Source organism: Providencia sp. (genome assembly GCF_040396775.1).
GTDB lineage: Bacteria > Pseudomonadota > Gammaproteobacteria > Enterobacterales > Enterobacteriaceae > Providencia.
Window position 1 is genome coordinate 140,139 of the sequence record NZ_JBEBNT010000001.1, and the last position, 20,232, is coordinate 160,370.

General features: G+C 39.2%; 15 protein-coding genes and 1 tRNA gene. 9 read left to right on the top strand and 7 right to left on the bottom strand.

What is annotated here, in order from left to right:
* Window positions 1–76: 76 nt before the first annotated feature.
* Window positions 77–1,933, bottom strand: coding sequence for a signal peptide peptidase SppA (sppA, locus tag ABWP91_RS00680; RefSeq protein WP_353241546.1), 1,857 nt, complete (start codon window positions 1,931–1,933; stop codon window positions 77–79).
* A 362-nt stretch (window positions 1,934–2,295) separates the two neighbouring features.
* On the opposite strand from sppA, the gene ABWP91_RS00685 reads away from it, so the two are divergent.
* The 3 genes from ABWP91_RS00685 to ABWP91_RS00695 are packed head-to-tail and all read left to right on the top strand — an operon-like array spanning window position 2,296 to window position 5,830.
* The gene (locus tag ABWP91_RS00685; protein ID WP_353241547.1) at window positions 2,296–2,847 is read left to right on the top strand and encodes an NAD(P)H nitroreductase; all 552 of its coding nucleotides are present in this window, start codon (window positions 2,296–2,298) and stop codon (window positions 2,845–2,847) included.
* Between the two features lie 10 nt (window positions 2,848–2,857).
* A complete protein-coding gene (gene selD, locus ABWP91_RS00690) occupies window positions 2,858–3,901 on the top strand; it encodes a selenide, water dikinase SelD (protein ID WP_353241548.1) in 1,044 nt (347 codons plus the stop codon).
* A 3-nt stretch (window positions 3,902–3,904) separates the two neighbouring features.
* A complete protein-coding gene (locus ABWP91_RS00695) occupies window positions 3,905–5,830 on the top strand; it encodes a DNA topoisomerase III (protein ID WP_353241549.1) in 1,926 nt (641 codons plus the stop codon).
* A 51-nt stretch (window positions 5,831–5,881) separates the two neighbouring features.
* Here the strand turns inward: ABWP91_RS00695 and xthA are convergent, their stop codons facing one another.
* Window positions 5,882–6,694 carry an exodeoxyribonuclease III gene (gene xthA / locus ABWP91_RS00700; RefSeq protein WP_353241550.1) on the bottom strand — a complete coding sequence of 271 codons (813 nt, stop codon included), beginning with the start codon at window positions 6,692–6,694 and terminating at the stop codon, window positions 5,882–5,884.
* Window positions 6,695–7,240: 546 nt separating this feature from the next.
* Between xthA and ABWP91_RS00705 the strand changes: the two genes are divergently transcribed.
* Window positions 7,241–8,116 (top strand): LysR family transcriptional regulator, encoded by an 876-nt coding sequence (locus ABWP91_RS00705; RefSeq protein WP_353241551.1) that lies wholly within the window; start codon window positions 7,241–7,243, stop codon window positions 8,114–8,116.
* A gap of 1 nt (window position 8,117) precedes the next feature.
* On the opposite strand, the gene ABWP91_RS00710 is transcribed toward ABWP91_RS00705, so the two are convergent.
* From ABWP91_RS00710 to ABWP91_RS00720, 3 genes are all read right to left on the bottom strand, one after another.
* Window positions 8,118–8,202: transfer RNA gene (locus ABWP91_RS00710), tRNA-Tyr, on the bottom strand.
* A 163-nt stretch (window positions 8,203–8,365) separates the two neighbouring features.
* Entirely contained in the window at window positions 8,366–9,214 is an 849-nt protein-coding gene (gene purU, locus ABWP91_RS00715) for a formyltetrahydrofolate deformylase (RefSeq protein ID WP_353241552.1), read from the bottom strand.
* Window positions 9,215–9,313: 99 nt separating this feature from the next.
* Window positions 9,314–9,793, bottom strand: coding sequence for a YchJ family protein (locus tag ABWP91_RS00720; protein WP_353241553.1), 480 nt, complete (start codon window positions 9,791–9,793; stop codon window positions 9,314–9,316).
* Window positions 9,794–9,918: 125 nt separating this feature from the next.
* Here ABWP91_RS00720 and rssB point away from each other — a divergent pair, with 125 nt between their 5' ends.
* Both rssB and galU read left to right on the top strand, forming a co-directional pair.
* Window positions 9,919–10,929, top strand: a complete 1,011-nt coding sequence (gene rssB, locus ABWP91_RS00725) for a two-component system response regulator RssB (RefSeq protein ID WP_353241554.1) — start codon at window positions 9,919–9,921, stop codon at window positions 10,927–10,929.
* Window positions 10,930–11,092: 163 nt separating this feature from the next.
* Window positions 11,093–12,013 (top strand): UTP--glucose-1-phosphate uridylyltransferase GalU, encoded by a 921-nt coding sequence (galU, locus tag ABWP91_RS00730; protein ID WP_353241555.1) that lies wholly within the window; start codon window positions 11,093–11,095, stop codon window positions 12,011–12,013.
* A gap of 442 nt (window positions 12,014–12,455) precedes the next feature.
* Here galU and hns read toward each other — a convergent pair whose 3' ends face one another.
* On the bottom strand, window positions 12,456–12,863 hold the full coding sequence (gene hns / locus ABWP91_RS00735) for a histone-like nucleoid-structuring protein H-NS (protein WP_219247732.1): 408 nt from the start codon (window positions 12,861–12,863) through the stop codon (window positions 12,456–12,458).
* A gap of 531 nt (window positions 12,864–13,394) precedes the next feature.
* Between hns and ABWP91_RS00740 the strand changes: the two genes are divergently transcribed.
* On the top strand, window positions 13,395–14,024 hold the full coding sequence (locus tag ABWP91_RS00740) for a thymidine kinase (RefSeq protein WP_353241556.1): 630 nt from the start codon (window positions 13,395–13,397) through the stop codon (window positions 14,022–14,024).
* Between the two features lie 182 nt (window positions 14,025–14,206).
* On the opposite strand, the gene adhE is transcribed toward ABWP91_RS00740, so the two are convergent.
* A complete protein-coding gene (gene adhE, locus ABWP91_RS00745; RefSeq protein ID WP_353241557.1) occupies window positions 14,207–16,915 on the bottom strand; it encodes a bifunctional acetaldehyde-CoA/alcohol dehydrogenase in 2,709 nt (902 codons plus the stop codon).
* Between the two features lie 498 nt (window positions 16,916–17,413).
* On the opposite strand from adhE, the gene ABWP91_RS00750 reads away from it, so the two are divergent.
* Both ABWP91_RS00750 and ABWP91_RS00755 read left to right on the top strand, forming a co-directional pair.
* The gene (locus ABWP91_RS00750; protein ID WP_206086132.1) at window positions 17,414–18,058 is read left to right on the top strand and encodes a YchE family NAAT transporter; all 645 of its coding nucleotides are present in this window, start codon (window positions 17,414–17,416) and stop codon (window positions 18,056–18,058) included.
* Between the two features lie 489 nt (window positions 18,059–18,547).
* Window positions 18,548–20,155, top strand: coding sequence for an ABC transporter substrate-binding protein (locus ABWP91_RS00755; RefSeq protein WP_502935773.1), 1,608 nt, complete (start codon window positions 18,548–18,550; stop codon window positions 20,153–20,155).
* Window positions 20,156–20,232 lie beyond the last annotated feature (77 nt).

Sequence of the window (20,232 nt, forward strand, 5' to 3'; positions counted from 1 at the left end):
ATTGGCAGATTGAAATGAGGTAATTTGAGTATACTGTGAGAGAAATCCCCTCCCAAAAGTGAGAGGGGGATGTTGATTAATTAATTTCAGCGCAATTTAAGCAGAATGCATAACGATTTTGTGGGTCGTTCATTTTTAAGAAAAATTGAGCTTGCTGGCGAATATCGGTCGCCACAGCGGGTGGTAAAAATACTTGCAGAACATCTGGCATTGCCGCTTGAACATTGCTGGTTAACTCAAGCAGTAGTTGATCCATAAAGGATAATTCTGGCTTCATCCAATCTAGCTGTACATCGGACAGTTTAGCCAATTCTGCAGCTTTATCCACCGCATCATCAAAATCACCCAGTTGGTCGACAAGGCCATTTTTTAGCGCATCTTGACCTATCCAAACACGGCCTTGGGCAATCTTGTCAATTTGCTCTGGGGTTTTGTTTCGCGCTTTCGCAACAAGGTTAATAAAGGTGTCATAGCCATTTTCAATGGTAATCTGCATCATATCGGCAAATTGTGGGTTAATCCCTTTTGTGAGGGAAATATCAGCCAGTGGAGATGTAGAAACCCCATCAGTGTATACACCAATAGAATCCAATGATTTCTCAAAGGTATTAATCACGCCAAAGATACCAATTGAGCCAGTTAGTGTACTTGGGCTGGCAATAATATAATCCGCAGGCGTGGAAACCCAGTAACCACCCGATGCTGCCATGCCACCCATAGAAACAACAACAGGTTTGCCTGCTGCATGGGCAGAGGCCAATTCACTGCGAATAAGGTCAGACGCACTGACGCTGCCCCCTGGGCTATTCACGCGTAGAACAATCGCTTTAATGTTATCATCAAGGCGAGCATCACGTATTTGTGCTGCAATGGTGTCACCACCGGCAATTCCCGGTGTTTGCGGGCCATCCATAATCGCGCCTTGCACCACGATCACCGCAATATTGCCACCTTGGTTTGCTGTGGTGTCTGCAATTTTCGCGGAATAATCATAGATACTGATGTTATTGAATTGCTTAGCGTCTTTATTCCAACCAAAGTGCTTACTAAGGAGCTCTTCAACTTGCTCATTAGTATAGATTTTATCCACTAATTTTTGGTTTAATGCGTATTGGGCGCTATCCCCTTTGACAGCACGTAATTGGTTAAGAATGGCATCTGCACCTGGGAAAATTTGTGCAGTAGTCATTTTACGGTTAGCTGCTAATGTATCTAAGTAGTTGTTCCATAGTGCATTTAACCACTGTTGATTCGCTAGGCGCGCTTCAGGGGACATATCATCACGCATCATCGGTTCAACCGCAGATTTATACGTTCCGACACGGAAAATATGGCTACTAATTTTCAGTTTTTCTAGCAGGGACTTATAGTAAATACTGTTTGTCGCGAAACCATATAAGCCAACGGAGCCTTGCGGGGTGAGGTAAATATCATCCGCAAAACTTGCAAGGTAATATTGTGGCTGAGAAAAATGGCTGCCTACAGCGTAAACTTGTTTACCCTTGCTCTTAAATTGTGCAATCGCTTTACCTATGTACGCGAGGGAAGGTTGATCCGCGCCTACTAGGTTATCAAGGCGCAAAACCATTCCCGTAATGCGGTCATCATCGGCGGCAGTGCGTATGGTATCCACAATATCGAATAGGGAGTTTTCTTGCATACGGTTATTTGAGGTGCCTAATAATTCACGGCTCATACGCCCAAATGGGTCAGGGGCTGAAACTTGGTCAACGACCACCCCTTGCAAGTCCACATACAACGCACCATAGTAATTTTTTTCAGGCTCAGATTCTGACTGATAAAGGGCAAAAGACCCGATCACAATGAAGAACAGCACTAGGAAAATCGCGTTGAAAACAAATTCCCGAATAAAGTTAAGTGCCTTCCAACTGATTTTAAAGATGGTGGCGAGGATGTCCCATATTTGACGCATTTTTTCTCCTATCCTGCATATTTTGCACCACTGGTTGGCTTCGCTCGTCCGCCACTTTTGTGCCACAAATTATATTTGGATACTGCTTTCTAATTCATTCATTAGCAATACAGTTATTTGCTAATGAATCATTTTTTATGCATAACAAATCCGTTATGCGCGTTATACAATGTCACAATGATATTTTTCACTCATGACAAATGATATAATTCAATGAATTAATAATCTAATTAATACAACAGAGGTTAATCGTCAAGCAAAGTCACAGTTTAACGATAAGCTTACTATAACAATAGGTTGTATGGGTATAATTACCTGATTGAATGATTATCAAATCAGTCTACTCTTAATCGGAGACAAATATGGATGCTTTAACCCTTTTGTTGAACCGTCGTTCAGCTTCCAGACTCACTACACCTGCGCCACAAGGTGAAGAACTCAATACTATCCTTGCGGCAGGCATGAGAGCGCCAGATCACGGTGCATTGCGCCCATGGCATTTTGTTATCATGCAAGATGAGGGGATCAAACGCTTTAGCCAATTGCTAGAAAAAGCAGCAATTGAAGGCAAGCTAGGAACTGAAGTTGAAGAAAAAGCACGTAATGCACCTTTTCGGGCACCATTAATTATTACGGTGATCGCGAAAATTAAAGATCACCCTAAAATACCACAGTGGGAACAATTAGTTGCTGCAAGCTGTACGGTTCAAGCGATGCAAATGGCCGCGGTTGCACAAGGTTTTGGTGGAATTTGGCGTTCAGGTTCATGGACAGAGGATGAAATTGTACGTGCAGGGTTAGGCTGTGAAGAAAATGACCGTATCGTGGGTTTTCTCTATTTAGGCACGCCAGAACTTAAAGCACCAACAAAAGTTCAAATGCCAGATATGGACGGTTTTATCACACATTTTTAAGGGAACAATAATGACTGAGAAAATTAGACTAACGCAATACAGTCACGGTGCGGGTTGCGGCTGTAAAATAGCCCCAAAAGTATTAGAACAAATTTTGCACACAGAACACGCTAAATTTCATGACCCACATTTGCTGGTTGGGAATGAAACCAAAGATGATGCCGCCGTTTACGATCTAGGTAATGGTATTGGGATCATCAGTACCACAGATTTCTTTATGCCTATCGTTGACTCCCCATTTGAATTTGGGCGCATTGCGGCAACCAATGCCATTAGCGATATTTTTGCGATGGGTGGTAAGCCGATTATGGCGATTGCGATTTTAGGATGGCCGATCGCCAAATTACCGCCAGAGGTTGCTCGTGAAGTGATTGAAGGTGGTCGAGCTGCTTGTGCAGATGCGGGAATTTCCCTTGCTGGCGGCCACTCGATTGATGCGCCTGAGCCAATTTTTGGTTTAGCGGTCACTGGGGTGGTGAATACAGAATATGTGAAGAAAAACAGTGCTGCAACCGCGGACTGCGAGTTATTTTTGACTAAACCACTGGGTATTGGTGTGTTAACAACAGCAGAGAAAAAAGGTTTACTCAAAGAAGAGCACCAGCACCTTGCCGCAGAAACTATGTGCCAGCTGAATAAACTCGGGGCAGTGATTGCTCCAATTGAAGGTATTACCGCAATGACGGATGTGACGGGTTTTGGTCTGCTTGGCCACTTAAGCGAAATTTGCGAAGGGTCTGGCGTTCGTGCTCAAGTATCGTTCACAAAAGTACCTAAACTTGCTGATGTGGAAAAATACATTGAAGCAGGGTGTGTACCAGGTGGAACATCACGTAACTTTGATAGTTATGGTCATCTTATTGGCCCGATGAGTGATATGCAGCGCCAGTTATTGTGCGACCCGCAAACCTCGGGAGGATTATTGATTGCTGTAAAACCGTCTGAAGTGGCTAAAATTAAAGAGATTGCACAGCAGCAAGGTGTTTTGTTACAGTCTATCGGCAAATTGCTCCCCCATCAGGACAATGTCCCATTAGTTGAAGTGATAGATTAATTCATGCGTTTGTTTATTGCGGAAAAACCGAGTCTCGCTAGGGCGATTGCCGATGTATTGCCAAAACCTCATCAACGAGGGGATGGCTTTATAAAATGCGGTGATGGCCAAACGGTCACATGGTGCATTGGTCACCTTCTTGAACAGGCTGAGCCCGATGCTTATGAGCCTCGCTATGCGCGTTGGAATTTACAAGACTTGCCGATTATTCCTGAAAAATGGCAGTTAAAACCGCGTCCCTCAGTAACCAAACAGCTGAAAACCATCGAAGCACTGCTCAAACAAGCAACTGTCGTTATCCATGCAGGAGACCCTGATAGAGAAGGACAGTTGCTGGTGGATGAAGTGCTCGATTATCTAAAACTTGATGCAGAAAAACGAAAAACAGTAAAACGTTGCCTTATCAACGACCTTAATCCTCAAGCGGTAGAGCGTGCTATCGAGAGATTAAGGGAAAATCGTGAGTTTATCCCACTGTGTGTTTCGGCGCTTGCCAGAGCAAGAGCAGATTGGCTGTATGGCATTAATATGACACGCGCTTACACGTTGCTTGGTCAGCGTGGTGGCTATCAAGGCGTTCTTTCTGTGGGCCGCGTACAAACCCCAGTATTAGGGTTGGTGGTGAGGCGTGATGAAGAAATAGAACACTTTGTGCCGAAAGATTTTTTTGAAGTGAAAGCGCACATTGTTACCCCAAAAGATGAACGCTTTGTGGCGACTTGGCAACCGAGCGAGTCCTGCATTGATTATCAGGATGAAGAAGGGCGTTTATTTCATCGACCACTCGCTGAGCATGTGGTGTCCCGAATTGAAGGAAAACCCGCAATTGTCACGTTGTATCAAGATAAGCGTGAGTCTGAAATTGCACCACTGCCTTTTTCATTATCTGCACTGCAAATTGAAGCCGCCAAAAAATATGCCTTAAGTGCTCAAGAAGTGTTAGATATCTGCCAGCGCTTATATGAAACCCACAAATTGATCACTTATCCGCGTTCAGATAGCCGTTATTTACCAGATGAACATTTTGCGGGTCGACATAGCGTATTAAATGCGATTGCGGTTCATCAGCCGGATCTCACCGAATTTGAATTGCCTGAATTAGATAAGAAAAACCGTTGTTGGGATGACAAAAAAGTTGATGCTCACCACGCCATCATTCCTACAGCGAAAACGGCCTCTGTAAAATTAACGGAAAATGAAAGTAATATTTATCAGTTAATTGCACGCCAATATATTATCCAATTTATGTCTGATGCGGTTTTTCGTAAATGCACGATTGAGCTAGACATTGAAAATGGCAAATTTATTGCCAAAGCGCGATTCTTGGCTGAAGCAGGCTGGCGGGTTGTTTTAGGTGGCAAAGAGCGTGATGCTGAAAATGATGGTATGCCGTTACCTGTTGTTGCCAAAGATGATGAGCTTTTGTGTGAAAAAGGGGAAGTGGTTGAAAGGCAAACTCAGCCACCGAGGCCTTTTACCGATGCAACGTTATTATCAGCAATGACGGGTATTGCCCGATTTGTTCAAGACAAAGCATTAAAAAAAGTATTGCGAGAAACGGACGGTTTGGGCACAGAAGCAACCCGAGCTGGGATCATCGATTTATTGTTTAAACGCCAGTTTCTGTATAAAAAAGGGCGTTATATTCATTCATCACCTGCAGGAAGAGCCTTAATTCATGTATTACCTGATATGGCGACCTTGCCTGATATGACAGCGCACTGGGAGTCTGTTTTAACGCAAATCAGTGAAAAGCAAACTCGTTATGACGATTTTATGCATCCATTAAGCGAAACATTGATACAGCTTATCCACCATGCGCGCCAGTTTACTAATTTACGGGCTTTTAGAGAGTTACCGCCGCCACCAAGCAAAGGCGGCAAGAAAAATACTAAAACTGCAAAGAAAACTAAAAAGAAATCTGATTAATCAAACCGAAAAGGCACTCATGTGAGTGCCTTTTTATATAGGGGATATCAGCTATTTACTTAAGTTAAACTCAGACCAAACAGGGGCATGGTCAGACGGTTTTTCCATGCCACGGATTTCATAATCAATCCCTGTCGCAATACAGCGTTCAGCCAGCTTATTTGATGCTAGCAATAAATCGATGCGTAACCCGCGATTATCATCAAAACCTTTTGAGCGGTAATCAAACCATGAATAGCAGTCATCAACATCAGGGTTTTTTGCGCGGTAAGTATCAACTAAGCCCCAACCTAAAAGTTTATCTAGCCATTCGCGTTCTTCAGGCAAAAATGAACATTTGCCTGTTTTTAGCCAGCGCTTACGGTTGATATCGCCAATACCAATATCCAAGTCTGTTGGACTGATATTCATATCGCCCATAATTAGCAGTTGAGAATCTGCGGTTTGTGTTGAGGTAACATAACTTTGTAAGTCACGATAAAATTTTTCTTTTGCTGGAAATTTCGTTGGGTGGTCACGGCTTTCTCCTTGAGGGAAGTAGCCATTAACAACGGTTAGCGGCCCACGTTCAGTTTGAATATCAGCCATAATAATTCGACGTTGGGCATCTTCATCATCGGTCGGGAAGCCTTTTCGGACAGCGATAGGCTCATTTTTAGTGAGTAGAGCAACACCATAGTGTGCTTTTTGGCCGTGATAAAAAACATGATAACCGAGCTTGCTAACTTCTTCATACGGAAACATATCATCATGCACTTTGGTTTCTTGTAAGCCGATGACTTCAGGTTGATGTTTTTCGATGATGGCAGCAAGTTGATGTGGGCGAGCACGAAGACCATTAATGTTAAACGATATGAATTTCATGGATTTTTTATCACCTATTTTTAGTATTCTTACCGCTAATTCTAGCAGATGCAACCGCCACTGTAACCCATATGATACCGATTACTGGCTAATCCTCATACAAAATAGTCATTCATTAAAAAAATGCATCAAGATTGCAATACTAGATAGCTATAATAAAAATAAATAAGAATATATTTAATTATTTATAATCTATTTTGTCTGATTAAATTATTTGTAATATAAAATTATAGTTGATGATTAAAAAATGGTTATTAATTATTTAAAATAGCCATCGTTAATTCCATTTAAAGTCAATTGGTTATTTGTATTTTAATGTGATTTAATAGTGGTGGCATAAAAAATAATCAAAAGAAACAGTATAATATATTGCTTTGCTATGTTGGAAATTATAAAAATACTTTTATGAAATATTGTTACTCATTCAATAAAAAATTAAATTTTATTTTTTATTGAATGATTTTGGTTATGGGCTAATCAATCTATTATCTATGTGATAATAATTTTATTGATTAACATATTAATAAATAGAATGGGGTCATAGATATGTTCTTTTCAAGAAAATTAGAGGCGTTTATGGCGGTTGTTGAGAATGGCTCGTTAAGCAAAGCTGCGAGAGTGATGAACCGAACGACGCCTCCTATCGCTAAGTCTATCAAGGACTTCGAAACAAGCCTAGGTAAACGGCTTTTTAAACGAGAAAAATTTGGAATGACATTAACTAAGGATGGCCAGGAACTTTATAATGATCTTAGAGATCTTTATTTGCAGGAGAAGGAAATCACTAAAAAACATTTTTCGGGTTATATTGTCAATGAAGCGAATATTTATTATGACTGGGGGAAGGAAAATCATTTGATTAATCTTTATCAAGCAGCCCATCAAAATAATGTACAAGTAAATATATTAAGGTTTAACTATGATGAAGTGGATGAAATAGTTGATTATGATGGTAATACACTTATTTTAAGTTCTGAGCAAGTTATCAGTGAACGGTTTTCATTACAAAAGAAAATAGAGAATTCCCCTTTAGGTATTTATTGCCGTAAAGAGCTTTATGAAAAATTTAATCATGAACTTGTCGCACTATTACAAGAAAGTACGTGGCTTTGTGATCCTGCATTTTATAAAAGTTCATTGATGAGTGATTTACTTGAAAAAATTGAAACACTTGATAATAAAGTGAGCGTGCGGCAAATGGATAATATTGGTTGTTGCCAGAGTTTTATTCAAGATGGTGATTTTATTGGCATTATCGATCACTATCCTGAAGAAGAATTAATTGATAAGTCGTTAATATACATACCATTGAATAAATTGTTGGGGCAGAGTGAATGTTATGTTTATAAGTCAAAGGCACATTCAAGTGTATTAAATCGTTTTATGGGGGTCGTTGATAAACTGGATGCTGAGTGTCTTTAGATGGTGGTGGGAGAAGGATTCGAACCTTCGAAGTCTGTGACGGCAGATTTACAGTCTGCTCCCTTTGGCCGCTTGGGTATCCCACCAGATTTTGAATCGCTGTAATCGTTCACAGCGGGCGGCATCATATCAAATGACGCGCCGCTGTAAAGCATTAATTTTCAATAAAACATTCGTTTGCTGTTTTTTTGTTCTTAATGCTTGTAAATACAACAAATTACTGCTGAAAAAGGGCTTGCGTGTATTTGTTTATAAAATGATAGTACGGTTGCCATATACAAATACACGTTGCGCTAAGACCCAATACAGCGCATGGCTTAAGACATTTTTTTCGACGTCACGGCCTGCACGCATCATATCGTCAGCTGAAAATGTATGGTCAACGTTAATCACGTTCTGCGTGATAATCGGGCCTTCATCTAAGTTGTCATTCACAAAGTGCGCTGTGGCGCCAATAATTTTCACACCGCGCTCATAGGCTTGGTGATATGGGCGAGCACCAATAAAAGCAGGTAAAAATGAATGGTGAATATTAATGATTTGGTTAGGGTAATGCTGGACAAACTCAGGTGTTAAAACACGCATGTATTTTGCGAGTACCACATAATCAGGCTGATACTGATCAATCTGCGCCGTCATTTTCTCATCATGTTGTTCACGGGTTAAGCCTTCATGGCTAATATGATGGAATGGAATGCCAAACTGCTCAACTAAGTTTTTTAATGTGTCGTGATTACCAATAACGGCTGCAATTTCAACATCTAGTCCGTCATAAGCACTCTTCATTAATAAGTCACCTAAACAATGCGCTTCTTTAGTCACCATGATGACAATACGGCGGCGACCAGATACATTAAGCTCACGTTTTGAACCTGCTGGTAGTGCATCATCAAGGTCGGCTAGGAGGGTTTCATCATTAAAAATGCCCTCAAGCTCGGTACGCATAAAAAAACGGCCCGTATGGTGATCCACAAATTCATTATTTTGCACAATATTGAGTTGGTGCTTGTAACAAATATTAGTGATTTTTGCGATTAATCCTTTCGCGTCAGGGCAAATGGTCCTGAGGATTTTTTTTTGTACAATTTTGTGTTGCATGAAACTGTCTAATCCTTAACTAACAAAGCCTTTTTTTTAGGCTAATAACATACGGTGCAATGAGCTCGCGTAGGTAGATGGTGCTGATAACGAAAAGTATTAGTTTTGGTCACAGCATTTTTTATATTTTTTGCCAGAACCACAGGGGCACATATCGTTACGTCCAACTTTGGGCGTAATACCATCGAGATAATACCAACGCGAATTCAAACGAATGAAGCGGGAACGTTCATGAATAAGCTGTTTATGATCAGCTTTTTCATCAATAAAGCAAGCCGAAAATTCGACATAGCCCTCATCTGGATTTTTAGCATAAGAAGAACTAATAACACGAAGACCTAACCATTGTGTTTGTTCGAAGCTATTTATGATCTCTTGCTGCCAGTTTTGTGCATTGCAATCTGGGTGCCATGTTTCAATCAGATAACTGGCATTATGCTGTACATAGGCGCTATAACGTGAGCGCATAAGCTGCTCAGGCGTCTCGGGGGTAGATTCATTGCGTAAGAATGGAGCACAGCAATGTTCAAATTGTGCTCTGTTACCACAATGGCACTTACTTTCTTCTTGTTGATACATAATACTCTCGATAAAAATAAGTAGAAGGTTGAAAAATCACTATACTTGAATGATGGGTGAAAAATGATTTTATAATATGAATAATAATATTGTTAATTAAACAGGGTTATTGCGGTAGGTATCAAATGAAAAATAGAAAAATATTGATAATAGAAGACGAAATCACCTTCTGTACTATCTTGAAGACGTACTTAGAAAGTTTAGAGATAGAGATCTATACCGCAAGCAATGGTCAACAAGCTATGGAGATGTTGACGGTTGAGAAAATTGACCCTGATATTATTCTTTGTGATCTTAATATGCCTGTGATGAATGGGGAAGACTTCATGCGTGAATTAGTTGCTAGGAATATCACGACGCCTGTGATTGTTATTTCGGCAACGACAGATTTTACTCAGCTTGACCGTATGTTTCGTCTTGGCGCAAAGGATGCCCTGCTTAAGCCAATAAAAAATTTAGATGAAGTAAAAATTACAATTTTGTCTGCGCTTTACCCCGAAAAAGATGACATTAGTGCTCAAATTGGTGATGAAATACACCACATTTCCGCTCTGATGCAAAGTAATACGCAAGATATGTTAGCCGTTTTAAAGCAATTGCAGCCGCCAGTGCATCAAATTATTAATAGTTACCGAATTAATTATCGCCAATTAAATGAAGCCAATCGGTTCGGATTGTTGCTTGATTTAGCCCCAATTTCAGAAACCCAAATCGGTTTTTATTGTATTGATACAGAGCGTTCTGCACAAGAGGGGATCATGGCAGCGTTTTTGATCCGTGTTGTCTTCAATGATTTATTGAAAAATGCGGTGAGCTACCCAGATAAAAAATTACCTAATATTGATAAAATTATTAACCAAATAAATCATTTACTAGAAGACTCAGGGTTTACTGGTCATTTTCCTCTACTTCTTGGGTATTTTAATACCCAAAATAAAGCCATTATTATGGCAAGTGCAGGCTTAGAGGCGGAAGTGACTACAGAAGAATCTCATTATAAATTAGACCGGAGCATTCCATTGGGTGCGCTAAAATTCTACCATCCAAACCATTTAGAAATAAAAGGAACGGCTTGGCAGTGTTTAATTCGCAATAATAGCCAGAAAATAAAACTTATGTTTAATCCTGAAAATTAGCATTATCTTAAAAAGAGCTATTACCAAGGGTTAAATAAATTCAATCAGACTCATCGCTATTTATTCATTAACAATTCCTGATATACTCCTGCGCACTTAATAAGCCTCATTTACTTTTTTGAAAAATGAGGCAAAGGTGTATAGACATTTTCTGGAGTATAAAATGACACAACGTAAGGTGCGTAAAGCGGTGATCCCCGTTGCGGGATTAGGAACAAGGATGCTACCTGCAACGAAAGCGATCCCAAAAGAGATGCTGCCAATCGTTGATAAGCCGTTGATCCAATATGTTGTTAATGAATGTATTGCGGCGGGTATTAATGAGATAGTTCTTGTTACACACTCTTCTAAAAATTCAATTGAAAACCACTTTGATACAAGCTTTGAGTTAGAGGCTATTTTAGAAGCTCGTGTTAAACGCCAATTACTGGATGAAGTCCAATCTATTTGCCCAAGTCATGTCACGATTATGCAAACACGCCAAGGAATTGCAAAAGGGTTAGGCCATGCAATTTTATGTGCTAAGCCTCTGGTTGGCGAAGAACCATTTGCTGTTATTTTGCCTGATGTAATTTTAGACCGTTACAGTACAGATTTAAGCAAGTTTAATTTACGTGAGATGCTTGAACATTTTGAGGAAACAGGTGCCAGTCAAATTTTGGTTGAGCCTGTCCCTGAAGATGAGGTTTCTAATTACGGTATTGTGGACTGTAACGGTGAAAACCTTCAACCTGGTGACAGTAAAAAGATTTTACGTATGGTTGAAAAACCAAAGAAAGACGAAGCGCCATCTAATTTATCCATTGTTGGTCGTTATGTATTATCAGAGAAAATTTGGGATGCATTAGCAAAAACTGCCCCTGGTGCTGGCGATGAAATCCAATTAACTGATGCAATTGCATTAATGATGGAAAATAATGAACCCGTTGAAGCCTACCACTTATGTGGTAAAAGCCATGATTGCGGAAATAAATTAGGCTACATGAAAGCTTTTGTTGAATATGGAATGCAACACGACACATTGGGCGATGACTTTACTCACTGGGTGAAAGAATTATCATCAACATTAAATAAATCTAAATAGTCCCAATCTGTCAATTTTCATTAAAGGCTAACTTTATCTGTTAGCCTTTTTTATGTAAGTAAATCGGCTATATTAATGCGAGTGGCAGAGTGTTAAGTGGTATATCTGACATTGTAAATGAAACATTGTAGAACTTGATTTTTTGTGACTTAAGTATTGAAAATATGCTTACAGGGCAGGCCAATAAACACTTGTCTATACACCTGTTATTTCTAATTAAGATTACATTTCTTTACTATTATAATATTTTATTTAATTTTTTAGGTCGTTGAGTAACGAAGAATACACATTTTAAGCGAGTAGATGTGAAGTGATTGAAATAAAAATGCTGGTTTTATATGCATGAACGCATTTTTAACACTGGGCTAATATAAAATAATATATAGGGCTACAAACAAAAACACCCTTTTAAAAAGGGTGTTTAGAATTAGCTTTTAAGCGATTAGATTAAGAAATCGTCTAAAGATTTACCTGCATCAATAGCAACTTTGATCACAGCTGGTGTACGGCCTTGGCCTGTCCACGTTTTTGTTTCGCCGTTTTCATCAACATACTTATATTTAGCAGGGCGTGCAGCACGTTTAGCACGAGTGCTTGTCGTTTTACCTGAATCCATAGTTTGCAGAAGGTCGTTTAAATCTACGCCTTGCTCTAGGATCATTTCACGAACTTTTTCTAACTTACGGTTACGTTCTTCTAATTCAGCGCGTGCTTGGCTTTCTTCATCACGACGTTCATCAACAACGACCGTTAATTTTTCCAGCATTTCTTCTAAAGATTCTAAAGTAACTTCGCGAGCTTGAGCACGAAGAGTACGGATGTTATTTAACGCTTTTAATGATTCGCTCATTTTCCTGGTCTCAAATTATTTGTTGGCATGTGTACAGTAATAATAGAATGCTATTTTAAATTCTGCAATAGCTAAATTACACCCCTAGTTTAAAAGTAATCTTTAACGAATGCAATTTTTTTACAGAAGAAATATAAACTTTTCGTAGATATATATACCACTATTATCAATAACTGAACTAATGAAAAAAATAGCAATAAGAAAAAGTTTTACTAACTTAATATTCTGTAAAATGAGTAAAAAGTCTTTTTTACTTTTACTCAAAATGAACTGATGTCAGGGATTAACTTAAATTTTCTTTTTATGATGAGGTTTTTTGTCGTAATGTGCTTCAGTAAAAACGTTTATTGTTAATATCAGATTGGTTTTTATTGCATATAAGATAATCATTATAAGTATAAAATACAGATATGTTTACGTAAAAAGAGTTAAATTTTCAATAAGTAAAGTAAGGTGGAGTGGTTATTGTTAATCTGAGGATATGTTTTATGATAAAATTATTATGAATATAATTTTTGAGGAAACAGCGAGATGGCTCAGCTTTATTTTTATTATTCAGCGATGAATGCGGGTAAATCGACGTCTTTGTTACAGTCATCGTATAATTATAACGAAAGAGGGATGCAGACGTTGATATTCACAGCAGAAATTGATAATCGCTTTGCTTTGGGGAAGGTATCTTCACGCATCGGGCTATCAGCTGAAGCGTTATTATTCTCGCCATCAACCAATATGGCGGAGGTGATTAAACGTGAAAATAATGAACAAAAAGTACATTGTGTGCTTATTGATGAGTGTCAGTTTTTAACAAAAGAACAAGTAGAACAATTATGCGATGTCGTCGATAACTGTGATATTCCTGTTTTATGTTATGGGTTACGTACTGATTTTGCAGGTCAGTTATTTGAAGGAAGCCAATATTTACTTGCTTGGGCAGATAAGCTGGTTGAGCTTAAAACGGTTTGTTACTGCGGTCGTAAAGCGAATAAGGTCTTACGTGTAGGAAGTGATGGGATCCCTGTATACGAGGGCGCTCAAGTGGATATAGGCGGAAATGAGAAGTATATCTCCGTGTGCCGCAAGCATTATTCAGATGCGATTGAACAGGCTAAATTAATGAACTCAGGGAGTATTCCTAAAAAAGCGATTCACTTCAATTAAACAAAAAATAAGTAGGATGGTTAACGATACGCTATTTCTAGAATAGGTGAGTGACATTTTAATGAGTGCTTTGGTGTTTAGCGCTCATCTTATATATGATTGCTTCTAATATCATTATTTAACATGTAAAACATTAAAGGCACTGCATTAACAGTGCCTTTATTATTTAATCATCCAAAAAATTATTTTTTAGATGTTTTCTTCTCTGTCACTTTTTTAGTTGCTGCTTTTTTTTCAACAACTTTCTTTTCTACTTTAACTTCAGCAGATGGTGTGCCTGTGTGCTCTACAAAGTCACGACCATAATACGAATCCAGTAATAGCTGTTTAATTTCAGAAATTAAAGGATAACGTGGGTTAGCACCTGTACACTGGTCATCAAAAGCATCTTCTGACAGTTTATCTACGCGGGCTAAGAAGTCAGCTTCAGAAACCCCCGTTTCACGGATAGATTTAGGAATGCCTAAGTCAGCTTTAATTTCATCTAACCACGCTAATAATTTCTCAATTTTAACACCAGTACGGTCATCTGTATTTGTAAGACCCAAATGATCTGCAATCTCAGCATATTGACGACGTGCATGAGGGCGATCGTATTGGCTAAATGCTGTTTGCTTGGTTGGGTTATCATTCGCATTGAAACGAATAACATTACAAATTAACAGCGCATTTGCCAGACCATGAGGGATGTGGAACTCAGAGCCCAGTTTGTGTGCCATTGAGTGACAAACACCCAAGAAGGCGTTAGCAAAGGCAATACCTGCTAAGGTTGCACCATTGTGTACTCGCTCACGTGCCACTGGGTTTTTAGCCCCTTCATGATAACTTGCTGGCAGGTAATCTTTTAATAAGCTTAGCGCTTTTAAAGCTTGGCCATCGGTAAACTCATTGGCTAACACGGAGACATAAGCCTCTAATGCGTGAGTGACGGCATCTAAACCACCAAAAGCAGTTAACGATTTTGGCATGTTCATCACGAGGTTAGCATCGACAATTGCCATATTAGGCGTTAGTGCATAATCTGCTAATGGGTATTTTTGACCTGTTTTGTCATCAGTTACAACCGCAAAAGGTGTAACTTCAGAACCTGTACCTGATGTGGTTGTGATAGCCACTAATTTTGCTTTCACGCCCATTTTTGGGAAACGGTGAATACGTTTACGGATATCCATAAAACGTAATGCCAGTTCTTCAAAATGCGTTTCAGGGTGTTCGTACATGACCCACATGATCTTCGCGGCATCCATTGGGGAACCACCACCTAATGCGATAATGACATCAGGTTGGAAAGCTTGCATTTGTGCCGCACCTTTACGAACAACTGTTAACGTTGGGTCAGCTTCGACTTCAAAGAAAACATCAGTTTCAATATGGTGTTTTTTAAGGACATTAACTACTTCATCCACATAGCCGTTATTAAATAAGTAGCCATCGGTGACGATAAATGCACGTTTCGCACCATCAGTTGCAATCTCTTCAAGGGCAATAGGCAAACAGCCACGGCGGAAGTAGATTGAATTTGGAAGTTTATGCCACAACATATTTTCAGCTCTCTTCGCCACAGTTTTGGTGTTAATCAAATGTTTAGGACCAACGTTTTCAGAGATGGAGTTACCACCCCAAGAACCGCAGCCGAGTGTGAGAGATGGGGCTAATTTAAAGTTATACAAGTCACCAATCCCACCTTGTGAAGCAGGGGTGTTGATCAGAATACGTGCTGTTTTCATTTTTTGACCGAAATAATTTACACGTTCATGTTCATTATCTTGGTCTGTATATAAGCAAGAGGTGTGGCCAATACCACCCATCTCAACCAATTGTTCTGCTTTTGATACTGCATCTTCAAAGTTTTTGCCGCGGTACATCGCTAACAGTGGCGACAGTTTTTCATGGGCAAAAGGTTCTGATTCATCAATCAGTTTCACTTCACCAATTAAAATCTTTGTATTCATTGGTACGGTAATGCCAGCCATCTCTGCGATTTTATAGGCAGGCTGGCCGACGATGGCTGCATTTAAGTTACCATTTTTTAATATGATATCTTGAACGGCTTTGAGCTCTTTACCTTGCAGTAAGTAACCACCGTGATTTGCAAAACGTTCGCGTACTTGGTTATAAATTTCATCGACAACAACAACAGACTGCTCAGATGCACAGATAACGCCGTTATCAAAGGTTTTGGACATTAAAATAGAGGCTACAGCACGTTTAATATCAGCAGTTTCATCAATAACGACAGGGGTATTACCTGCACCCACACCAATAGCCGGTTTGCCTGAGCTGTAAGCGGCTTTTACCATACCTGGGCCACCTGTCGCTAAGATCAGGTTAACATCAGGGTGGTGCATTAATGCGTTAGATAATTCAACGGATGGGGAATCAATCCAGCCAATAATATCTTTTGGTGCACCCGCAGCGATAGCAGCATTAAGAACAATTTCTGCTGCACGGTTAGTTGCTACTTTTGCACGTGGGTGCGGAGAAAAGATAATGGCATTACGGGTTTTTAAGCTAATCAGTGACTTAAAGATAGCCGTTGATGTTGGGTTTGTGGTTGGTACGATACCGCAGATAATTCCAATAGGTTCGGCGATTGTAATTGTGCCGAATGTTGGGTCTTCAGAAAGTACACCGCAGGTCTTTTCGTCTTTGTATGCATTATAGATATATTCCGAAGCAAAGTGGTTTTTGATCACTTTATCTTCAATAATACCCATTCCAGACTCTTCTACAGCGAGTTTTGCCAGAGGGATACGTGCATCAGCAGCAGCAAGGGCAGCAGCGCGGAAGATTTCATCTACTTTTTCTTGCGAAAAACTAGCAAATTCGCGTTGAGCTTTTTTGACACGAGCAACGAGTTCATTGAGTTCGGTAACGTTAGTTACGGACATATAGATTACTCCTGATAAATGTTAAACTTTTTAAGCCAATGAGCAATGTATCTATAAATAGGTTTAAAAAAGACCACCTAAAAAAGAAAGTATAGATAATATTAATAATAACGTAGCTCATCATCGCCTATTGGCTTAAAAACCTTGTTAAAACGTGAATTATTGATGAATAGTTTATCAATAGCTCGGTCTATCAGTTAAGGATAGATTAACAAAACAGGAATTAAATAAAGTGATCTAAGTCACGAAAACTGCAAGCTGACACCTTTCAGCATGACTATTTTTGTTCTGTTTGAAAAAGTGTTGGTGCGGTATTAATTAATGTTTACATAAGTAAGCTAAATAAGTCGAAATTGAAAATAAAGCTAACAAAAAATGGGGTAAAAAGAGACATTGATAGAAAATAGTGCTTTGCTCAAGGAAATTTGCTACATCAGTGATAAAATTATAAAAGACATCAATACATCTCTAACTAGAGTTATTTAAGGAAATGAATGAGTGAGCGCCGCATTACTTGATTTATCGGGCTATATTAAATTTTTTATTGGTTTGTTTGCATTGGTAAACCCTGTGGGTATTTTACCTGTATTTATCAGTATGACTAACTATCAAAGTAATGCAGGGAGGAATAAAACCAATACCATTGCGAACACTTCCGTTGCTATTATTTTATGTACCTCATTATTAATTGGCGATTCAATCTTACAGCTATTTGGGATTTCTATTGATTCGTTCCGTATCGCAGGGGGGATATTGATTGTCACCATTGCGATGTCGATGATTAGCGGGAAAATTGGTGAAGATAAACAGAATAAACAAGAAAAAACGGAAACGGCGGTTCGTGACAGTATCGGTGTTGTGCCTTTAGCATTACCACTGATGGCGGGGCCGGGGGCAATAAGTTCTTGTATTGTTTGGTCTTCAAGATGGCATGGTTGGCAGAATTTTTTAGGTTTAGCCCTAACCAGTATTTTCTTTGCTTTTTGCTGTTGGTTATTGTTTCGTTCTGCTTCGTTACTCGTGCGTTATTTAGGACAAACAGGGATCAACGTTGTTACACGGATCATGGGCTTATTATTGATGTCATTGGGCATCGAATTTATCGTCACTGGTGTGAAAGCACTCTTCCCTGGTTTACTCTAAATCATTTCTTCCCAATGTCGCTGCCATGCAGCGGCATTGAGATGAATTAGCGCCTTTCAAATACAGTCTCAAGGTATCCAACAGCAGGATATGTCGTAAATTCACTCCTTTTTCAATAAACAATCAGCAATAACAAAAGTCATATCTGTAATTAAATGTCGCATTTTTTGCTAAATCAGGGATAAAAAGTAAGGAATTGTGAGCTGCGTAAATTTATTCACTATTTTAATTGATGTTTGTTAATGATATGTTTGGAAGTGTGAAGCGGAGTTGTTCTGGGTTATATAACGAAAATATCTTTATCTCGTTGATTTTAATGTTTTAACTGTCATTATCGTAAGTTTATTTTAAAATTAACATAAAATTTTTAACTAACAAATGTTAATTAATTGTTTTGATTATTTGTATTCAACGGATAAATTTGGCTATGTTTGGCCAGCGAAAAGATTTAATTAATCACGGTGAAGTTTGCTAATCATGAGGGATAAAATGATAAGAACGACAATGGGCTTGGGAGCACTGTCATTGTTTCTTACTGCATCATCAATGAGTGCCAATCTCGTTAAACCTGTACAGTCAATTGTGATTAACAATGGTTCAGAAGTGGCTTCCCTTGACCCCCACAAAGTAGAGGGCGTTCCCGAAAGTAATATCATTTTAAATCTGTTAGAAGGTTTGGTTTATACCGATGTCGATGGGAAAGTGGCACCGGGAGTGGCAAAAAGCTGGGAAAATAATAATTACATAACTTGGATTTTTACGCTCAGAGATGATGTGAAATGGAGTGATGGAACGCCTGTCACCGCAGGCGATTTTGTGTATAGCTGGCAACGCCTTGCTGACCCTGCAACAGGCTCACCTTATTCAAGTTACCTACAAAATGCTTATATTTTAAATGCTGATGAGATCCTTGCAGGCAAAAAGCCTGTCAATGAACTTGGTGTAAAAGCCTTAGACTCTCATCATTTACAAGTCACACTAAGCCACCCAGTACCTTACCTTGTTGATATGTTATCCCATACCGCCATGAAACCTGTTCATAAACAAACGGTTGAAAAATATGGCGACAAATGGACTCAACCACAAAATTTTGTAGGCAATGGGGCATATGTACTCGATAAATGGGTGGTTAATGAACGCATTATTATAAAACGTAACCCGTTATATTGGAATAACGCACAAAGCCAGATAGACCAAGCGACATTCCTTTCTATTACGTCAGAAGTTAGTGATATCAACCGATACCGCAGTGGTGAAACCGATATCAGCAATTCCGCTATTCCGCCTGCGCTTTATCAAAAAATGAAGCAAGAAAAGCCCAATGAGTTATATGTAAGACCCTATTTGTGTACTTTTTATTATGAAATCAATAATAAACGCCCACCGTTTAATGACTCGCGAGTCAGGGAAGCTATCAAATTAGGGTTAGATAGGGAAACCATTACGAATAAAATTATCAACCAAGGGCAAACTGTGGCTTACGGTTTTACACCAATATATATTAATAATGGGAATTTTGTTCCGCCGCAATGGGCTAGTTTACCTGCTGAACAGCGTTATCAACGAGCGAGAGAACTGTTGGCACAAGCAGGCTACACCAAAGAGAACCCCCTGAAATTTTCGTTGTTATACAACACGTCAGATCAAAATAAACAGCAAGCTATTGTCGCGGCTTCTATGTGGCAAAAAAATATCGGTGCTAAAGTTACATTGCAAAACCAGGAATGGAAAACGTCCCTACAAAGCCGCCATGAAGGGCAATACGATGTTGCAAGGGCAACTTGGTGTGCCGATTACAATGAACCAACCGCATTTTTAAATATGATGCTAACGGACAATAGCAATAATACGGGTTTCTATTCAAATACCGCGTTTGATGCATTACTTATGCAAGCATTAACTGCGCCAAATGAACAAGCGCGCCATCAGATTTATCAACAAGCTGAAGCCTTGCTAGACAAGGACTCTGCATTAGTTCCTGTCTATTATCGCGTCAGCGCACGTATGGTAAAACCCACCGTTGGTGGATTTAAAGGTAAAGACCCCCTTGATTATACGGATATTAAGCGGTTATATATAAGTGAACCTAATAAATAATATCCAAATAATTATAAAAAGTGTTTATCTCTCAGATAAACCTGCATCGACACACAATCATAATAAATATGTATGGG